Origin of the sequence: Cupriavidus numazuensis, assembly GCF_905397435.1 — a bacterium.
In the GTDB taxonomy this organism is placed as follows: Bacteria; Pseudomonadota; Gammaproteobacteria; order Burkholderiales; family Burkholderiaceae; genus Cupriavidus; species Cupriavidus numazuensis.
Map to the genome: position 1 here is coordinate 100,882 of NZ_CAJPVI010000007.1, position 18,175 is coordinate 119,056.

At 63.5% G+C, this 18,175-nt stretch carries 15 protein-coding genes; 14 read left to right on the forward strand and 1 reads right to left on the reverse strand.

Features of this window, described 5'->3' with window-relative positions:
* Positions 1-67 precede the first annotated feature (67 nt).
* From KHO41_RS07890 to KHO41_RS07930, 9 genes are all read left to right on the forward strand, one after another.
* Positions 68-1,276 carry an ABC transporter substrate-binding protein gene (locus KHO41_RS07890; protein WP_211952726.1) on the forward strand — a complete coding sequence of 403 codons (1,209 nt, stop codon included), beginning with the start codon at positions 68-70 and terminating at the stop codon, positions 1,274-1,276.
* 219 nt (positions 1,277-1,495) lie between these two features.
* Positions 1,496-2,380 (forward strand): branched-chain amino acid ABC transporter permease, encoded by an 885-nt coding sequence (locus KHO41_RS07895; RefSeq protein ID WP_211952727.1) that lies wholly within the window; start codon positions 1,496-1,498, stop codon positions 2,378-2,380.
* Positions 2,380-3,408 carry a branched-chain amino acid ABC transporter permease gene (locus tag KHO41_RS07900; RefSeq protein ID WP_211952728.1) on the forward strand — a complete coding sequence of 343 codons (1,029 nt, stop codon included), beginning with the start codon at positions 2,380-2,382 and terminating at the stop codon, positions 3,406-3,408. The genes KHO41_RS07895 and KHO41_RS07900 overlap by 1 nt, the downstream gene beginning before the upstream one ends.
* 311 nt (positions 3,409-3,719) lie before the next feature.
* Entirely contained in the window at positions 3,720-4,226 is a 507-nt protein-coding gene (locus tag KHO41_RS07905) for a hypothetical protein (protein ID WP_244873745.1), read from the forward strand.
* A gap of 57 nt (positions 4,227-4,283) precedes the next feature.
* The gene (locus KHO41_RS07910) at positions 4,284-5,042 is read left to right on the forward strand and encodes a sulfite exporter TauE/SafE family protein (RefSeq protein ID WP_211952793.1); all 759 of its coding nucleotides are present in this window, start codon (positions 4,284-4,286) and stop codon (positions 5,040-5,042) included.
* 274 nt (positions 5,043-5,316) lie between these two features.
* A complete protein-coding gene (locus KHO41_RS07915) occupies positions 5,317-6,468 on the forward strand; it encodes an ABC transporter substrate-binding protein (protein ID WP_211952730.1) in 1,152 nt (383 codons plus the stop codon).
* 250 nt (positions 6,469-6,718) lie between these two features.
* Entirely contained in the window at positions 6,719-7,771 is a 1,053-nt protein-coding gene (locus KHO41_RS07920) for a branched-chain amino acid ABC transporter permease (RefSeq protein ID WP_211952731.1), read from the forward strand.
* A 3-nt stretch (positions 7,772-7,774) separates the two neighbouring features.
* Complete coding sequence (locus KHO41_RS07925) at positions 7,775-9,616, forward strand: branched-chain amino acid ABC transporter ATP-binding protein/permease (protein ID WP_211952732.1); 1,842 nt, start codon at positions 7,775-7,777, stop codon at positions 9,614-9,616.
* A gap of 9 nt (positions 9,617-9,625) precedes the next feature.
* The gene (locus tag KHO41_RS07930) at positions 9,626-10,369 is read left to right on the forward strand and encodes an ABC transporter ATP-binding protein (protein ID WP_211952733.1); all 744 of its coding nucleotides are present in this window, start codon (positions 9,626-9,628) and stop codon (positions 10,367-10,369) included.
* Between the two features lie 255 nt (positions 10,370-10,624).
* Here the strand turns inward: KHO41_RS07930 and KHO41_RS07935 are convergent, their stop codons facing one another.
* Complete coding sequence (locus KHO41_RS07935; RefSeq protein ID WP_211952734.1) at positions 10,625-11,536, reverse strand: LysR substrate-binding domain-containing protein; 912 nt, start codon at positions 11,534-11,536, stop codon at positions 10,625-10,627.
* Positions 11,537-11,655: 119 nt separating this feature from the next.
* Between KHO41_RS07935 and KHO41_RS07940 the strand changes: the two genes are divergently transcribed.
* From KHO41_RS07940 to KHO41_RS07960, 5 genes are all read left to right on the forward strand, one after another.
* On the forward strand, positions 11,656-12,651 hold the full coding sequence (locus KHO41_RS07940) for a Bug family tripartite tricarboxylate transporter substrate binding protein (protein WP_211952735.1): 996 nt from the start codon (positions 11,656-11,658) through the stop codon (positions 12,649-12,651).
* A 3-nt stretch (positions 12,652-12,654) separates the two neighbouring features.
* A complete protein-coding gene (locus tag KHO41_RS07945) occupies positions 12,655-13,524 on the forward strand; it encodes an N-formylglutamate amidohydrolase (protein ID WP_211952736.1) in 870 nt (289 codons plus the stop codon).
* Between the two features lie 1,112 nt (positions 13,525-14,636).
* Positions 14,637-16,577 (forward strand): tRNA uridine-5-carboxymethylaminomethyl(34) synthesis enzyme MnmG, encoded by a 1,941-nt coding sequence (gene mnmG, locus KHO41_RS07950; protein WP_211952737.1) that lies wholly within the window; start codon positions 14,637-14,639, stop codon positions 16,575-16,577.
* A gap of 21 nt (positions 16,578-16,598) precedes the next feature.
* Positions 16,599-17,285: a 16S rRNA (guanine(527)-N(7))-methyltransferase RsmG gene (gene rsmG / locus KHO41_RS07955; RefSeq protein ID WP_211952738.1), complete on the forward strand. Its 687-nt coding sequence runs from the start codon at positions 16,599-16,601 to the stop codon at positions 17,283-17,285.
* Positions 17,286-17,368: 83 nt separating this feature from the next.
* Positions 17,369-18,175: a ParA family protein gene (locus KHO41_RS07960; RefSeq protein WP_211952739.1), complete on the forward strand. Its 807-nt coding sequence runs from the start codon at positions 17,369-17,371 to the stop codon at positions 18,173-18,175.

Below are 18,175 nucleotides of genomic sequence, written 5' to 3' on the forward strand. Positions count from 1 at the left end.
GATCGCCAGATCGGTTAATGGGCAGGAACGGGTGGCGCGCTGGCGCCACAACACAGGAGACAACGCAATGAAGAAGACTCGGCTCGCGGCCGCGATGGCGGCCATCGTCATGGGTGCTGTTTCGTTCAACGCCGCCGCGCAGGTATCGGGCGACACCGTCAAGATCGGCTTCATCACCGACCTGTCGGGCCTGTATGCCGATATCGACGGGCAGGGCGGCGTCGAGGCCATCAAGATGGCCATCGAGGATGCGGGCGGCAAGGTGCTCGGCAAGCCAATCGAACTGGTCACGGCCGACCACCAGAACAAGGCCGACATCGCCGCGTCGAAGGCGCGCGAATGGATGGACCAGCAGGGCCTGGACGTGCTGATCGGCGGTACCAACTCCGGTACCGCGCTGGCCATGAACAAGGTGGCCGCGGAGAAGAAGCGCGTCTACATCAATAACGGCGCAGGTACGGCCCGACTGACCAACGAAGAGTGCTCGCCGTACACGGTGCACTACGCGTATGACACCGTGGCGCTCGCCAAGGGCACCGGCAGTGCGGTGGTGAAGCAGGGCGGCAAGTCGTGGTTCTTCCTGACCGCCGACTATGCGTTCGGCCACTCGCTCGAAAGCGATACCGCGGCGGTTGTGAAGGCCAACGGCGGCACGGTGCTGGGGTCGGTACGCCACCCGCTGTCGGCGTCTGACTTCTCGTCGTTCCTGCTGCAGGCGCAGTCGTCCAAGGCGCAGATCCTGGGTCTCGCCAATGCCGGCGGCGACACGATCAACGCGATCAAGGCGGCCAAGGAATTCGGCATTACCAAGACGATGAAGATCGCCGGCCTGCTAATGTTCATCAACGACATCCACAGCCTGGGCCTGAAGAACACCGAAGGCCTGCTGATGACCGACAGCTGGTACTGGGACATGAACGACGACACGCGCAAGTTCGCGAACCGGTACTTCAGCAAGATGAAGAAGATGCCGAGCAGCCTGCAGGCCGCCGACTACTCCGCCGTCAGCACCTACCTGAAGGCCGTGGCCGCCGCCAAGACGGATGATCCGGACAAGGTCATGGCCGAGCTGAAGAAGACGAAGATCAACGACTTCTACACCAAGGGCTATATCCGCCAGGATGGCCGCGGCATCCACGACATGTACCTGATGCAGGTCAAGTCGCCGGCCGAGTCGAAGAAGCCGTGGGACTACCTGAAGGTCGTGGCGACGATCCCGGGTGACCAGGCCTTCACGACGGTCGCCGAGTCGAAGTGCTCGATGATGAAGAAGTAAGAGTCAGCATGCCGGCGACGGTTTGCTCCCCTCTCCCGCTTGCGGGAGAGGGGCAGGGGGAGAGGGCAGGCGCCGGCAGGAGTGATGCCGGCAAATGCGCCGCAGCGTGAAGAGCGTCCGCGGCAGCGTTGACTTTCGTAGCCCCTTGCGCGCCGGCCCTCTCCCCCAACCCCTCTCCCGCGCGCGGGAGAGGGGAGACACCCGCAGCAATTGACGCCTATGGACATCTTCGGAATTCCCCTTCCCGCCATGCTGTCCCAGCTGCTGCTGGGCCTGGTCAATGGCGCCTTCTATGCGATGCTGAGCCTGGGCCTGGCGGTGATCTTCGGCCTGCTCAACGTCATCAATTTCGCGCACGGTGCGCTGTTCATGCTCGGGGCCGTGCTGGCCTGGATGGGCATGGAGTACGCCGGGCTCAACTACTGGGTCATGCTGATCCTGGCACCGCTGGCTGTGGCGGTGATAGGCGTGGTCATCGAAAAGACCATGCTGCGCTGGATCTACAAGCTCGACCATATCTACGGCCTGCTGCTCACGCTCGGCATCACGCTGGTGATCGAAGGGATCTTCCGCTCGATCTACGGTGTGTCGGGCCTGCCGTACCAGACGCCGGATGCGCTGCAGGGCGCGACCGACCTTGGCTTCATGATCCTGCCGAACTATCGCGCGTGGGTCGTGGTGGCGTCTCTGGCGGTGTGCTTTGCCACGTGGTACGTGATCGAGAAGACCAAGCTCGGCGCCTACCTGCGCGCCGGTACCGAGAATCCGAAGATGGTGGAAGCCTTCGGCGTCAACGTGCCGCTGATGGTGACGCTGACCTACGGCTTCGGCGTGGCGCTGGCCGCGTTTGCCGGGGTGCTCGCGGCGCCGGTGATCCAGATCTCGCCGCTGATGGGGCAGAACCTGATCATCATCGTGTTCGCGGTGGTGGTGATCGGCGGCATGGGTTCGATCATGGGTTCGATCCTGACGGGCCTGGGCCTCGGCGTGATCGAAGGGCTGACCAAGGTGTTCTATCCTGAAGCATCGTCGACGGTGGTGTTCTTCATCATGGTGATCGTGCTGCTGCTGCGTCCGGCCGGACTGTTCGGGAGGGAGAAGTGATGCGTGCAGAATCCACTGTGACGATCAAGTCCGGACAGGCGAAAGAGGGCACCGGCGTGCAAAAGAAACTGTTGTACGGATTGCTGCTGCTCGCGCTGGTGGCAGCGCCGATGGCCGGCGCCTATCCGGTGTTCGTGCTCAAGGTGCTGTGCTTCGCGTTGTTCGCGTGTGCATTCAACCTGCTGATCGGCTATACCGGGCTGCTGTCGTTCGGGCACGCGGCCTTCTTTGGCGGCGCGGGCTATATCTCGGGCGAGGCCATGAAGGTGTGGGGCGTGACGCCCGAGATCGGGCTGATCCTGGGTACGGCCGGCGGCGCTGCGATTGGCTACGTGGTCGGCTCGCTGGCCATCCGTCGCCAGGGCATCTACTTCTCGATGATCACGCTGGCGCTGGCGCAGATGCTGTTCTTCATCTGCCTGCAGGCGCCGTTCACGGGCGGCGAGGACGGCCTGCAGGGCATCCCGCGCGGCAAGCTGTTCGGCGTGCTGTCGCTGTCGGACGACCTGACGCTGTACTACGTGGCGCTGGTGATCATGGTGGCGGCGTTCGCGCTGATCGTGCGCACCGTGCATTCGCCGTTCGGCCAGATCCTCAAGGCGATCAAGGAAAATGAGCCGCGCGCGATTTCGCTTGGCTACGATGTGGACCGCTTCAAGCTGACCGCGTTCGTGCTGTCGGCGGCGCTGTCCGGCCTCGCAGGTTCGATCAAGGCACTGGTGCTCGGCTTCGAGACGCTGACCGACGTGCACTGGTCGATGTCGGGCTCGGTGATCCTGATGACGCTGGTTGGCGGCCTCGGCACCTTGTCGGGCCCGATTGTCGGCGCCTTCGTGGTGGTGGCGCTGGAAAACAAGCTCGGCGATATCGGTGCCTTTCTGGCCTCGGCCACTGGTATCCAGTGGTTCAATGCGCTGGGCGAGTCGGTGACCATGGTCATCGGCGCGATCTTCGTGATCTGCGTGCTGACCTTCCGCCGCGGCATCATGGGCGAACTGATCGCGCGCTTCAGCCGCAAGCAGGAGTGATCACCGGTCGACATGCCCGAATTTGGGGCTAGGGTTTGTTCTAGCTTGTTCCATCTGCACCGGTTCGTTACATTTCACACACGGTTTTCGCAGGTTAAATGGAGGCGGAAGCGAGGAGACGACAGGCGCGCACCCGGTGTCGGGTAGCAGCGTTATAAAATAAAGGGCGTTGCCGGGTGATCCTCGGCAACGCTTTTTTCATTCCGAGGTGACCTTCACCTCACGCGCACCAACTCCGGGCACCGATGCCGCAATGGCATAACCGGGCTCCGGGTCACATGAGACAATGCGGGCTGCCTTTCAAGCCTGCCATGCTGTCCGATCCCGCCTCTTCCCCTCAGTCCGAATCTCCCCCGCAGTACCAGGTACGCCTTGGCACGAGTGCCGACGCATCCGCACTGGATGCCTGGCTGCAGGCGGCAGCGCCGTTGCCCGTACCCGTGGCGCGCGCACGGCGGCTGGTGCTGGACGGACTGCTGGCGCAATCGGGTCAGGGTGCGTGCCTGCTGGTCGACACCGGGAGCGGCGGGTTCGCTGCCTGCCTGCCGGTGGCCCTGCATCCAAGCCTGGCATTCGGCGGACTGACAGCTTGTGCGACCGAGTGGTGGGTCGACGCCGCTGCAATGGGTACGCCAGCCGGCTACCTGGAGGCTTGCCTCGACACGCTGGCCGACTGGTGCCGCGCGCACGGTATACGTCACATCCTGCTGGCGCCTGCGCTGGCCGCCGATATGTCGTCCGGGCCGACCGGCTTTGTCCGCCATGCCAGCGGGCTCTGGCACCGCAGCCTGTCCCCGGCACCCAAGGCGCTGGGCTGATCGCCCGGCCCGCTCGCGCTTCTTCCTTCCTCCTTACCTTCTTTGTTTCCTGCAATGATGGAGTTCGCATTCCTGGCGGTTGCCGCCTTTCTCGCCGGCCTGATTGACGCCGTGGCCGGCGGCGGCGGCCTGGTCCAGATTCCCGCGCTGTTTTCCGCTTTTCCCGGTATGTCGCCGGCAACGCTGCTCGGTACCAACAAGGTGGCGTCGGTCGCCGGCACGGCCAATGCCGCGATCCGCTACGGGCGCAATGTGCGCATCTACTGGGCCGCGACAGCGCCCGCAGTGGTGGCAGCCTTCGTGTTCTCGATGGCGGGCGCATGGGCGCTCACGATGATTCCGGCCGAGCCGCTGCGCAAGGCATTGCCGTTCGTGCTGGTGGCGCTGCTCGCCTACACGGTGGCCAAGAAGGACCTGGGCACCGAGCACGCCCCTTCGCTCAGCGGCACGCGAGAGCGCGTTGCGGCGCTGCTGGCCGGCGCCGCCATCGGTTTCTATGACGGCGTCTTCGGGCCGGGCACTGGCAGCTTCCTGATGATCGTGTTCGTGCGCGTGTTCGGCTATGACTTCCTGCATGCGTCGGCCTCGACCAAGGTGGTGAACCTGGCGACCAACCTCGCCGCGCTGCTGCTGTTGGCCAGCAAGGGCCATGTCTGGTGGCAGCTCGGTCTGGTCATGGCTGTCGCCAATGCAGCCGGCAGCCAGGTGGGCAGCCGGCTCGCGCTGCGCCATGGCAGCGGCTTCGTGCGCAAGGTGTTCATCGTGGTGGTCAGCGCGCTGATCCTGAAGACCGCATGGGACGCGTTTTTGCGTTGATTTGTGATGCCCGCGATGCGGGTTAATCCTGCCTGGAAGTGCAGGATCGCTGTGTTAGACTCGATTCGCATTCCCGACCGCACGGTCGGGAAATGGCCGCTACATTTCCGGGGGAGTGGTGCGGACGGGAAAATGGGACGGACTCCGTTCCCACATGGCAGTACGCAGGCGCCAGCGATGTGCCTGCGCTGACCCGAGGGGTCGACAAAAAAGAGGCATCCGGCGGCGGGGCCGTACGGATGCCTTTCCGTTTGCAGGAACCGAAGGAGACAAGATGAACTTCAAGCGCGCCAGCCTGCTGGCCATCGCCGCGGCTGCCCTTGTTGCGGGCACTGCCAGCGCCCAGGTCAAGGTCGGGGTCACGGTATCGGCCACGGGTCCGGCGGCATCGCTGGGGATTCCGGAGAAGAACACCTTCTCGCTGATGCCCAAGGAGATCGCGGGCAAGAAGATCGAGTACATCATCCTCGATGACGCGTCCGACACCACCACGGCCGTCAAGAACACGCGCAAGCTGATCAGCGAAGACAAGGTCGATGTCGTCGTCGGGTCCACGGTTACGCCGAACTCGCTGGCCATGGTCGATATCGTGGCCGAGAACGAAACGCCGATGATCACCATGGCCGCATCGGCCCGCATCATCGAACCCATGGATGCCAAGCGCGCCTGGGTCTTCAAGACACCGCAGAACGACTCGCACATGGCTACCGCCATTGCCGAGCACATGACCAACAACAACGTGAAGACGGTGGCGTTCATCGGCTTCGCGGATGCCTACGGTGACAGCTGGGCGCAGGAATTCGCCAAGGTGGCGGAGATGCGCAAGATCAAGGTCGTCGCCAACGAGCGCTTTGCGCGCACCGATACCTCCGTCACCGGCCAGGTCCTGAAGATGATGGGCAGCAATGCCGACGCGGTGCTGATCGCAGGCTCGGGTACGCCCGCGGCGCTGCCGGAAAAGGCGCTCAAGGAGCGCGGCTACAAGGGCAGGATCTACCAGACCCACGGCATCGCCAACCCCGACTTCCTGCGCGTGTGCGGCAAGGACTGCGAAGGCACCTTGCTGCCGGCGGGGCCGCTGCTCGTGGCTGACCAGCTTCCGGACAGCAACCCGGTCAAGAAGCCGGCCATGACCTACAAGACCGCCTACGAAAAGGCGTTCGGCGGCCAGGTGTCGACGTTCGGCGGTCATGCGTGGGACGCGGGCCTGATCCTGCAACACGCGATTCCCGAAGCGCTCAAGAAGGGCCAGCCGGGCACCAAGGAGTTCCGCAAGGCACTGCGCGACGCCATGGAGCAGATCAGGAATCTGCCGGTCTCGCACGGCATCATGAACATGAGCCCGACCGACCACCTTGGCTTCGACCAGCGCTCGCGCGTGATGGTGCAGATCGTCGACGGCAAGTGGAAGCTGCTGACCAAGTAAGCAGCTGGCTGTTGCTGGACGCGTAGCAAAGGAAGGCGCATGGTGAACCCCATGCGCTTTCTTTTTTTGCGCGCTGTATTCGTCGATGCGAAAACTAGGGTTGCCCTGTATTTCTGCAATGGATAACCCGTTTACCATTTCGTAATCCCAGCGCATATCTCTGCGCATCTGCGAGCGCGAGTTCAACGCGTATCGCTCCCTGTCCGCCCCTAGGCTTGCAGGCAGAATCATTCAACAACACGGGGAGACAATGGACCTATCGATTGCCGCCATCCTGGCGCAGGACGGGATCACCTCAGGCGCGATCTACGCGCTGCTTGCGCTGGCACTGGTGCTGGTGTTCTCGGTGACCCGCGTCATCTTTATTCCACAAGGCGAGTTCGTTGCTTATGGCGCGCTCACGCTGGCTGCCATGCAGGCCGGGCACGTGCCGCAGACGACGTGGCTGCTGCTGGCCATGGGCGTGCTGACGTTCCTGTATGAAACCGTGACCGTGCTGCGCAGCGCGGAACTGCGGCGCACGTTCGCGCGCAGGCTCGGCGTGCTGGCAGGCAAGTACCTTGTGTTTCCATTAGCGGTGCACCTGCTGGTCCAGCAATACGGCGCGCAACCGTTGCCGATGCTCGCGCAGATCGCGCTGACGCTGCTGGTGATCATTCCGCTTGGACCGATGCTGTATCGCCTGGCCTATCAGCCGCTCGCGGAAGCGAGCACGCTCGTGCTGCTGATCGTTTCGGTTGGCGTGCATTTCGCGCTGGTGGGTCTGGGCCTTGTGATGTTCGGCGCGGAGGGGTCGCGTACGGAAGCGTTTTCCGATGCGCGCTTCGAAGTGGGCAGCCTCACCGTCTCGGGACAGAGCCTGTGGATCGTGGGCGTGTCGGCATTGCTGATTGGCGCGCTGTATTTCTATTTCGATCGCACGCTGCAGGGCAAGGCATTGCGGGCGACGGCGGTGAACCGTCTTGGCGCGCGCCTGGTCGGCATTGGCACGACGCAGGCAGGGCGGCTGTCGTTCACGCTGGCTGCAGCGATGGGCGCGTTGTGCGGCATCCTGATTGCACCGCTCACGACCGTGTACTACGAATCGGGCTTCCTCGTCGGCTTGAAGGGCTTTGTCGGCGCGATCGTCGGCGGGCTGGTGAGCCACCCGATCGCAGCACTGGGTGCGCTGCTCGTGGGTCTGCTCGAATCGTATTCGTCCTTCTGGGCCAGCGCGTTCAAGGAGGTCATTGTCTTTACGCTGATCATTCCGGTGCTGCTGTGGCGCTCGCTGACGAGCAAGCACGTCGAGGAGGAGGAATAAGCCATGACGATGCTGACCGACAAGCAGGCTGCCGTGGGCGGCGAACGCACCGCCAACCGCGCCGGCCTGCAGCGCAACCGCGTGCTGACGCTGCTGTTCATCGTGGTGCTGGCGCTGATGCCGGTGCTGCCGACGCCGGAATTCTGGATCACGCTGGGCAATTACATCGGCCTGTACAGCATCGTGGCGATCGGGCTCGTGCTGCTCACGGGCGTGGGCGGCATGACGTCGTTCGGGCAGGCCGCATTTGTGGGGCTCGGTGCGTACAGCACCGCGTACCTGACCACGCAGTTCGGACTGTCGCCCTGGTTCGGGCTGCTGGTAGGCTTGGTGATCACCATGGCCTGCGCGTACGTGATCGGCCTGATCACGATGCGGATGTCCGGCCACTACCTGCCGCTCGCGACGATTGCGTGGGGCCTGTCGCTGTTCTTCCTGTTCGGCAACCTCGAGTTCCTCGGCAAGTACGACGGCCTCAACGGCATTCCTGTGCTTTCGCTGTTCGGCATCGAACTGCAGTCGGGCCGGTCGATGTTCTACCTGATCTGGGTCGTGGTGTTGCTCGCGGTGCTGGCTGTGCAGAACCTGCTGAATTCACGTCCGGGCCGCGCGATGCGCGCGTTAAAGGGCGGCGGCGTGATGGCTGAAGCGATGGGCGTGAACACCGCGTGGATGAAGGTCGTGGTCTTCGTGGTCGCGGCAGTGCTCGCGTGCATCTCGGGCTTTCTCTACGCGCACCTGCAGCGCGCGGTGAACCCGACGCCGTTCGGCCTGAACTACGGTATCGAATACCTGTTCATGGCGGTGGTTGGTGGCGTGGGCCATGTGTGGGGCGCAGTGCTCGGCGCGGGCCTTCTCACGATTCTCAAGGACACGCTGCAGGGACTGCTGCCGAAGCTGCTTGGTGCCAATGGCAACTTCGAGATCATCGTGTTCGGCGTGCTGCTCGTGCTGCTGCTGCAGTACGCGCGCGATGGCCTGTGGCCGTTCTTGCGCAAGTTGTTTCCGTCGGGCCCACCTGTTCATGCACCCGACGTGGCCGACCCACTGCCAGTGCGGCAGAAGCCGGAGACCGGTGAACTGATCCTCGACGTACGCGCTGCGCGCAAGCAGTTCGGTGGACTGGTCGCAGTCAACGACGTGAGCTTCCAGGTGCGCGCCGGCGAGATCATCGGCCTGATCGGTCCGAACGGCGCGGGCAAGTCGACGACGTTCAATCTCGTCACGGGCGTGCTGCCGGTCACGCGCGGTGAAGTGCGATATCGCGGCGAAGTGATATCGGGGCTGCCCTCGCGCGAGATCGTGAAGCGGGGCATTGGCCGGACTTTCCAGCACGTGCATCTGCTGCCGACCATGACGGTGCTCGAGAACGTGGCGATCGGCGCGCACCTGCGCGGGGACTTCCGCGCGCAGGGTGGCGTATCGGCGGCGATGCTGCGCATGAACCGCGCCGAGGAAGACAAGCTGCTGTTCGAAGCGCGGCGCCAACTCGAACGCGTCGGGCTTGCCGACTGCATGTACATGGAGGCCGGTAGCCTTGCACTGGGCCAGCAACGCATCCTGGAAATCGCGCGCGCACTGTGCTGCGATCCGGCGCTGCTGCTGCTCGATGAACCGGCTGCCGGCTTGCGCTACAAGGAGAAGCAGGCGCTGGCCGAACTGCTGCGCAAGCTGAAGTCCGAAGGCATGAGCGTGCTGCTGGTCGAGCACGACATGGACTTCGTGATGAACCTGACTGATCGCCTCGTGGTGATGGAGTTCGGCACGCGCATCGCCGAAGGCGTGCCCGAAGACGTACAGAAGAACCCGGCCGTGCTTGAGGCCTATCTGGGCGGTGTGGAGTAAGGAAGCGATATGAGCTTGATTCTCGAAGTGAAGGACCTCCACGTCCGCTATGGCAAGGTCGAAGCTGTGCACGGCACAAGCCTCAAAGTGGAAGCCGGCAAGATCGTCACCGTGATCGGCCCGAACGGCGCCGGCAAGTCGACGATGCTCAACGCAATCATGGGCGCGCTGCCGGTCAATGGCTCGGCAAATGGTGCCGTCAGTTACCTGGGCCATGACATGGCCGGCATCCCGGTGGAGGGTCGTGTGGCGCGCGGCATGTGCCTGGTGCCGGAGAAGCGAGAGTTGTTCTCGTCGATGACGGTGGAAGACAACCTGCTGCTCGGCGCCTTCCGGCGCAAGCGCGCCCGCGAGAAGAACTATCTGGACCAGATGGACGTGGTCTACGATTTGTTCCCGCGCCTGCGCGAAAGGGCGCGGCAGGACGCCGGCACGCTGTCCGGCGGCGAGCGCCAGATGCTGGCCGTGGGCCGTGCGCTGATGGCCAAGCCGCAACTGCTGATGCTCGATGAACCGAGCCTCGGCCTGGCGCCGCTGATCGTGAAGGAGATCTTCCACATCATCAGCAACCTGCGCCAGACCGGCGTGGCGACGTTGCTGATCGAGCAGAACGCGCGTGCGGCGCTACAGGTGGCGGACTACGGCTATGTGATCGAGACCGGCGATATGGCGATGGAAGGGCCGGCGGCAGAACTGGCCAGTAATCCGAAGGTGATTGAAACCTATCTGGGGCTGGCGAAGAAGGCGGCTTGAACTGGTTGCTAGTTCTTTGATGAATGCGAGGCCCGCTTCGGCGGGCCTTTTCATTCGTTCGGTCAATATTAAGGCGGGTCCAGTACCAAGTGGCGGAGTTATATATCTCGGAATGGATTTAGGTGGATTGATTTAGCTGGATAAAATTCGTCAGATGAATGCTTTATGCGTCCGATCAGCAGGTTGATTCGGTCTATCGATATTTGTCGTGTTAAATGTCAGGCGATCATCTTTATGGCGAATAGTCTGGGTCGCTTATGTCGCAGAATCCTGCGCGGCAGTCTCCAGCAGCCATTCGCGGAAGCAACGCAAGGCGGGATGATCGCGCCGCTCCCTTGGTGAGCACAGGAAATAGCCGCGTTGCAGCCGGATCGGAAGATCGAACGGCGCTACGACCCGCCCGGCGGCCAGTTCGTCGTGCAACAGGCAGCGCTGCAGCACCGCAATACCCATGTCGGCGCGCACGGCCTGGACCAGGATCGACACCTGATCGAAGCCCGACGACAGCTTCGGCGCAGCGTTGGGTACGCCGGCCGCCTGCAGCCAGTTAGCCCAGTTTGCAGGGGCGGTGGTGTGATAGAGCAGGGGCTCATCCATCAGCTCGGCGGGCTCGCGCCAGCGTCCGGCTGCCTGCCGTTGGCGTGCGCGGTCGGGATGGCAGACCGGCACCATCTCGCGGCCCACTACATAGTCCACCTGGAGGCCAGGCCATTTGCCCGGCTCGCCGGCCAGTAATGCCGCATCGGGCGCTGCACCGGAGAAATCCTCGTCACGGCGATAGGGCACGAAATCGAGGCGGATATCGGGATGTCGACGGTGGAAGTCGGGCAGGCGGGGCACCAGCCAGACACTGGCAAGCGTTGGCACGGCAGAAAGCGTCAGATGGTGGCTACGGTCACCGGCACGCAATGCCGCACTCGCGTTTTCGATCGCGGCAAGCGGGCCCGCGACAGCGTCCAGCAACTGCTGTCCGGCACCGGTCAGTGTCAACCGGTGCGCATTGCGCTGAATCAGGGGCTGGCCAAAGTGTTCCTCGAGCCGGGCAATGGCCCGGCTGATCGCTCCCTGTGTCACGCATAGGGTGTCGGCCGCGCGGGTGAAACTGCCCAGGCGCGCGGCGGCGACGAAGGCGTGAAGCTCGGACATCGAAGGGGAGTGCAACCGCATGGGCCGAAGGTCGAGGATGATCTTTGGTAATGCAAAAGTGCAATATAGTCGTTTGCCCCGGACCGGTAAACGGCTGACACTCGGGCGGCAATTACAACCCAATAACAGGAGAAAGCCCCATGACCCGAGCCCGCATGTCGCGCCGCCAACTGATGCTGTCTGGCGCCGCGGCTGCCACCGTGCTGGCCTTTACCGGCAACGCATTTGCGCAGGCTGCCTATCCCAACCGTCCCATCCGCCTGGTCGTGCCGTTCGCAGCGGGCGGCTCGACCGACCTGTCGGCGCGCCTCGTCGCCGAGTTCGCCGGCCGCGAACTGGGCCAGCCGATCGTCGTCGAGAACAAGGGAGGGGCAGGGGGCTCGGTGGGCATGGAGCTGGTGGCCAAGTCGGACCCCGATGGTTACACCATCGGTATGGCTACGGTCAGTACACATGGCTCCAACCCGGCGGTCTATCCGAAGCTCAAGTACGACCCGATCAAGGACTTCGCGCCGGTGACCAATGTGGTGGCCATCCCCAGCGTCTTCGCGGTACACCCGAGCGTACCGGCCAAGACCATGCAGGAGTTCATCGCGCTGGCGAAGGCCAACCCGGGCAAGTACACCTTCGCGTCGCCGGGAGCCGGTTCGCTGGGCCATGTGAATATCGAGAACTTCATGATGCTGGCCCACATCGACCTGCTGCACGTGCCGTACAAGGGCGCGGGCCTGGCGCTCAACGACGCCGTGGCAGGGCAGGTGAATGCCATTACCGACAACCTGTCGTCGACGCTTCCCCACGTGAAATCGGGCCGTCTGCGTGCGCTGGCGGTGCTCGGTGCAAGCCGCTCGCCGCAACTCCCGGGCGTACCCACTTATGCGGAGCTCGGCTACAAGGACATGGGCGAGGGCGGCTGGTTCGGCATCGTCGCACCGGCGGGCACGCCGTCGGCCATCGTCATGCGCCTGAACCAGGCCATCCACAAGGCCATGCAGAACCCCGAGTTCAAGCGCAAGGTGGAAGAGTCGGGGGGCACGCTGGTGCCGACCACGCCAGACCAGTTCAAGGTGCAGATCCAGCAAGCCATGGCGCGGTACGCACGCGTGGCCAAGGCGGCCAATATCAAACTGGACTAAGGCATGAACCAAGTCATGGATACGAAGCAGATCGCGCCGTTCACGCTGGCGCTGCCGGAGGCGGAAGCCCTGCCGCTGGTGTGCGACTCGCCGCATAGCGGCACCTTTTACCCCGCCGACTTTGGCGCGGTCGTGGCACCGGAGCGCCTGCGCGGTGGCGAGGACACCCACGTCGATGCACTGTGGGAGGCCGTACCGCGCGTCGGTGGCACGCTGCTGGCGGCGACTTTCCCTAGGGTCTATATCGATCCGAATCGCATGCTGGACGATATCGACCCGGCGCAACTGGACGGGCCCTGGCCGACGGCACTGGCGCCGGGGGAAAAGACCCGTCTTGGGTACGGGCTGATCTGGAGCAATATCGATGCGGCTACGCCGATCTACGACCGGAAGCTGACGGTGGCGGAAGTGCAGGGCCGTATCGACCGTTACTACCGGCCGTACCATGCCGCGCTGGCCGAGGCAGTGGAGGGCGCTTACCAGCGCTTCGGGGCGGTCTGGCATCTGAACCTGCACTCCATGCCGAACAATGCCTACGAGCGACTAAAGATCCGGAGCCCGCGTCTGCTGGCGGACTTTGTGCTGGGGGATCGGGACGGAACGACGTGCGAGCCTGGATTGGTCGATCTGGTGGAGCGGGAGTTGCTGGAGATGGGTTACACCGTGGCGCGGAACGATCCGTACAAGGGCGTGCAGCTGATCGCTCAGATCGGCCGGCCGGCCGAGCGGCGTAACAGCCTGCAGATCGAGATTCGGCGGCCGCTTTATATGGAGGAGGGGACACGGGAGAGGAATGAGGGATTTGGTACGGTGCAGAGGGATTTGACGTTGCTGACGCTTAGGATTGCGGAGTATGTGAGGCGGGGTGTTTGAAAGGGTGGTTGGTTGTTTCACGTGAAACAGTGGGGTCGGGGGCTTGTTTTGGCACCGGCCCTTTTGCTTTTGGGGGTGATGGGTTGTTGTTCTTGGCATGCGGGGCTGTTTCGCAGGCGTAGCCGACAGGGTTTTTGTGAGGGCTGCGTGTTATCGCTCTTCGCTGGCGCTGCTGTTTCGCCGGCGTAGCCGGCGAGTCACTTTTGTCCGAGCGACAAAAGTAACCAAAAACGCGTTTTGGTTGCCCCAAAGGGGCGAATTTTTATCGTAGTGTGCTGGGGGTGTTGTACGGGTATGGGCTTCAGAGGGGATTTCCGCTGCCTGCCGCGTGGGGCACCACCGTGAGAGGAATTACCGCGCTGATTGAACGAGCCCTGCAAGCGTTCGTGGCCCCTGCTGCTACCGATATCGTGTGATCGCCTTCGGCTGCGCTACGCGCAGAGCCCTAGTCTGAAGTCGCCAGCCCAGGGCAAACCACGCCTCGGTAACGAGGCCCGCGCATTGCATGCGCGAAGTAGAGAGAAGGGGCCCTCGGGCGCTAGCCACGTTGATGAGCTTGCCCCCAGACGACGACGCGCGCGCAGCGCAGCCGAAGGCGTCCCACCACTGACCTGATTGAAACGCTGTACCCGAGTCCGTCTTGGGGATCGTCCAAAAGCCGTGCCGCGTCAGGCACAGGTTCTGACTCACATGGCGTAGCAGGGTCGAACGGCTGACCACCGTAGCAGGCGTCCAAAGCCGTTTGAACCCCTGCCGCCGTGGAATTGATGGCCAGCGGCAACGACGCGCTTTTTGGTTACTTTTTGTCGCTCGGACAAAAAGTGACTCGCCGGCTACGCCGGCGAAACGGCGGCGCCCGCCAAGCACGACACCCCATTCCCAGCCAACAAAACCCCGCCGGCTAAGCCAGCAAAACAGCGGCGCCCGCCAAGAACAACCATCCCTCTCAAGACCCCCCTTATGTGTTCCACGTGAAACACACCCCCATCCAAGAAGTAATCCCCCCTCCACGTTCCACGTGAAACAACCCCACCCCCAAAAATCCCTCAGTCGATTGCCGCTATAATTCGACATTCAGCTTTTTCCCGTCAGCCTCCCGGAGGAGGTGTCCCATGCTTTACCCGAAAGAATTCGATGTCATTGTCGTCGGCGGTGGTCACGCCGGCACGGAAGCGGCCCTGGCCGCTGCCCGGATGGGCTGCCAGACCCTGCTGCTGACCCACAACATCGAGACCCTCGGGCAGATGAGTTGCAATCCGTCGATCGGCGGCATTGGCAAGGGGCATCTGGTCAAGGAGGTGGATGCGATGGGCGGCGCCATGGCGGCCGCTACGGATGAGGCGGGTATCCAGTTCCGTATCCTCAATTCCAGCAAGGGCCCGGCCGTGCGCGCCACACGCGCCCAGGCCGACCGCGTGCTGTACCGCAAGGCCATCCGTACCCGGCTCGAGAATCAGCCGAATCTGATGCTGTTCCAGCAGGCTGTGGATGACCTGCTGGTGGAGGGCGACCGCGTTGTAGGCGCCGTGACCCAGGTTGGTATTGCTTTCCGCGCCCGCGCAGTGGTGCTGACGGCTGGCACCTTCCTCGACGGCAAGATCCACGTCGGCCTGGATAACTACACCGGCGGTCGCGCAGGCGACCCGGCATCGGTATCGTTGTCGGCCCGGCTGAAGGAACTGAAGCTGCCTCAAGGCCGCCTGAAGACCGGTACGCCGCCGCGCATCGACGGCCGTACCATCGACTTTTCGGTGATGGAAGAGCAGCCCGGCGATCTCGATCCGGTGCCGGTGTTCTCGTTCTTGGGCCGCCCGGAGCAGCATCCGCAGCAACTGCCTTGCTGGATCAGCCATACCAACAGCCGTACCCACGACATCATCCGCGGCGGGCTGGATCGTTCGCCGATGTACACCGGCGTGATCGAAGGGGTAGGGCCGCGTTACTGCCCGAGCATCGAGGACAAGATCCATCGATTTGCGAGCAAGGACAGCCACCAGATCTTCCTGGAACCGGAAGGGCTGACTACCAACGAGTTCTACCCGAACGGCATCTCGACGAGCCTGCCTTTCGACGTGCAGCTCGAACTGGTGCACTCGATCCGTGGGCTTGAGAATGCGCATATTCTGCGTCCGGGTTACGCAATCGAGTACGACTACTTTGACCCCCGAGCGCTAAAGGCTTCGCTGGAGAGCAAGGCCATCAGCGGATTGTTCTTTGCTGGCCAGATCAACGGCACCACCGGCTACGAAGAGGCTGCAGCACAGGGCTTGCTCGCCGGCATCAACGCCGGTTGCTATGTGCGCGAGCGCGATGCATGGACGCCGCGCCGCGACCAGGCCTACCTTGGTGTGCTGGTCGACGACCTGATCACGCGTGGCGTGACCGAGCCGTACCGCATGTTCACGAGCCGTGCCGAATTTCGCCTGAGCCTGCGTGAAGACAACGCCGACATGCGCCTGACCGAGATCGGCCGCGAGCTTGGTGTCGTCGATGACGTGCGCTGGGATGCGTTCAACCGCAAGCGCGATGCTGTTTCACGTGAAACAGAGCGACTGAAAAGCACGTGGGTCAATCCGACCATCCTGCCGGCTGAAGATGCCGTGCCGCTGTTGGGCAAGCCGATCGAGCGCGAGTACAGCCTGGCCGATCTGCTGCGTCGTCCGGAAGTCGGCTACGACGACCTGATGGCGCTGCAGGGCGGACGCCATGCGCCGGAAGCTCCGCTCGATGCCGATCCGCGGCTGATGGACCAGATCCGCGAGCAGATCGAGATTGGCGTGAAGTATCACGGCTATATCGCTCGTCAGGCGGCCGAGGTGGACAAGCTCGAAGCCAACGAGTCGACGCGCCTGCCGGAAGGGCTCGATTACACCGAGGTGCGCGGGCTGGGCTTCGAGGTCAGTCAGAAGCTGAACCAGCATCGGCCGGAGACGCTTGGCCAGGCCTCGCGTATTTCCGGCGTGACACCGGCGGCGATCTCGCTGCTGCTGGTTCACCTGAAGAAGAAGGGGCTGGGGCGTACCCGTTCCGGCAACTCGCAAGAGGCTGCCTGAGTGGGCGGCCAACGACACACCATGATCGACGACGCGGCACAGCGTCGTCGCCTCGAGGCTGGCCTGGCCGAAATCGGCCTGGCCTTGCCGCCGGATCGGATCGACACGCTGTTTGCGTACCTGGCGCTGCTGCGCAAGTGGAACGGCGTCTATAACCTCACTGCGATCCGCCATCCCGATGAAATGCTGACGCACCATCTGCTCGATTCGCTGGCCGCCGTGCCGGCGCTGGCGGAGGTGGCGCGCGCATCGGAGGTGGCTGGCGCTGCGCGGGGCAGGGTGCTTGATGTGGGTTCGGGCGGCGGCATGCCCGGCCTTCCGCTTGCGATTTCGTGCCCCGATGTGTCGGTGCTGATGGTCGATATCGTCCAGAAGAAGACGGCATTCCTGACGCAGTGCCGGGCGCAGCTTGGCTTGTCGAATGCCGCTGCACATTGGGGGCCAGTCGAGAAGCTGGATGATGCGGATAAATTTGCGGTGATTACATCACGTGCATTTGCAGAGCTGACGGACTTCGTCAACCTGTCCGGTCATCTGCTGGCGCCGCAGGGCAGGCTGATCGCGATGAAGGGCGTGTACCCGCAGGCTGAACTGGATCGCATGGAAGCGGCGGGGCTGATGGCAGTGTGGCAGGTCGAGGAAGTGCGGCGCCTGACTGTGCCAGGGCTCGATGCCGAGCGCCACCTGGTGCTGTTGTCGCGTAAATGATGGTAGCGGCGCGTGCGCCGCGAACCGGACCGGCCAGCGGGCCATGTCCGGATAAGGAATTCAATCGGGAGCCTCAGAAGCATATGGCCAAGGTATTCGTGATCGCGAACCAGAAGGGCGGGGTGGGCAAGACCACCACGACGGTGAACCTCGCCGCAGGCCTGGCTGCGCAGGGCCAGCGTGTGCTGCTGGTCGACCTGGATCCGCAGGGCAATGCCTCGATGGGCTCGGGCATCGACAAGCAGTCGCTCGAACACAGCGTGTACCAGGTGCTGGTGGGACTCGCCTCGGTCGAGCAGGCGCGCCAGCGTTCCGAGACCGGCAAGTACGACGTGCTGCCCGCGAATCGCGAACTCGCCGGCGCGGAAGTCGAACTCGTGGAGTTGGACCAGCGCGAACGCAAGCTCAAGAACGCCATTGCTGAAGTCGACGACCAGTATGACTTCGTGCTGATCGATTGCCCGCCGTCGCTGTCGCTGCTGACGCTGAATGGACTCTGCGCCGCGCATGGCGTGATCGTGCCGATGCAGTGCGAGTACTTCGCGCTCGAAGGTTTGTCCGACCTCGTCAACACGATCAAGCAGGTTCACGCGAATCTGAACCGCGAACTGAAGGTGATCGGCCTGCTGCGCGTTATGTTCGATCCGCGCGTCACGCTGCAGCAGCAGGTGTCGGCGCAGCTCGAATCGCATTTCGGCGACAAGGTCTTCAAGACCCTGATCCCGCGCAATGTGCGCCTGGCCGAGGCGCCTTCTTATGGCATGCCTGGCGTTGCTTTCGATCCGTCGTCGAAGGGCGCCAAGGCATATCTCGACTTCGGCGCCGAGATGATCGCCCGTGTCAGGCAGCTGTCGGCGCCGGAAGCTGCCACCGCGTTGCAAGGACAGTGA

Excerpts from the sequence above, each read along its gene's own strand:
- KHO41_RS07920 (WP_211952731.1), top strand. The coding sequence starts at position 6,719 with ATGGACCTATCGATTGCCGCCATCCTGGCGCAGGACGGGATCACCTCA.
- KHO41_RS07935 (WP_211952734.1), bottom strand. The coding sequence starts at position 11,536 with ATGCGGTTGCACTCCCCTTCGATGTCCGAGCTTCACGCCTTCGTCGCC.
- KHO41_RS07905 (WP_244873745.1), top strand. The coding sequence starts at position 3,720 with ATGCTGTCCGATCCCGCCTCTTCCCCTCAGTCCGAATCTCCCCCGCAG.
- KHO41_RS07940 (WP_211952735.1), top strand. The coding sequence starts at position 11,656 with ATGACCCGAGCCCGCATGTCGCGCCGCCAACTGATGCTGTCTGGCGCC.
- KHO41_RS07910 (WP_211952793.1), top strand. The coding sequence starts at position 4,284 with ATGGAGTTCGCATTCCTGGCGGTTGCCGCCTTTCTCGCCGGCCTGATT.
- KHO41_RS07925 (WP_211952732.1), top strand. The coding sequence starts at position 7,775 with ATGACGATGCTGACCGACAAGCAGGCTGCCGTGGGCGGCGAACGCACC.
- KHO41_RS07945 (WP_211952736.1), top strand. The coding sequence starts at position 12,655 with ATGAACCAAGTCATGGATACGAAGCAGATCGCGCCGTTCACGCTGGCG.
- rsmG (WP_211952738.1), top strand. The coding sequence starts at position 16,599 with ATGATCGACGACGCGGCACAGCGTCGTCGCCTCGAGGCTGGCCTGGCC.
- KHO41_RS07900 (WP_211952728.1), top strand. The coding sequence starts at position 2,380 with ATGCGTGCAGAATCCACTGTGACGATCAAGTCCGGACAGGCGAAAGAG.
- KHO41_RS07895 (WP_211952727.1), top strand. The coding sequence starts at position 1,496 with ATGGACATCTTCGGAATTCCCCTTCCCGCCATGCTGTCCCAGCTGCTG.
- KHO41_RS07890 (WP_211952726.1), top strand. The coding sequence starts at position 68 with ATGAAGAAGACTCGGCTCGCGGCCGCGATGGCGGCCATCGTCATGGGT.
- KHO41_RS07930 (WP_211952733.1), top strand. The coding sequence starts at position 9,626 with ATGAGCTTGATTCTCGAAGTGAAGGACCTCCACGTCCGCTATGGCAAG.
- mnmG (WP_211952737.1), top strand. The coding sequence starts at position 14,637 with ATGCTTTACCCGAAAGAATTCGATGTCATTGTCGTCGGCGGTGGTCAC.
- KHO41_RS07915 (WP_211952730.1), top strand. The coding sequence starts at position 5,317 with ATGAACTTCAAGCGCGCCAGCCTGCTGGCCATCGCCGCGGCTGCCCTT.
- KHO41_RS07960 (WP_211952739.1), top strand. The coding sequence starts at position 17,369 with ATGGCCAAGGTATTCGTGATCGCGAACCAGAAGGGCGGGGTGGGCAAG.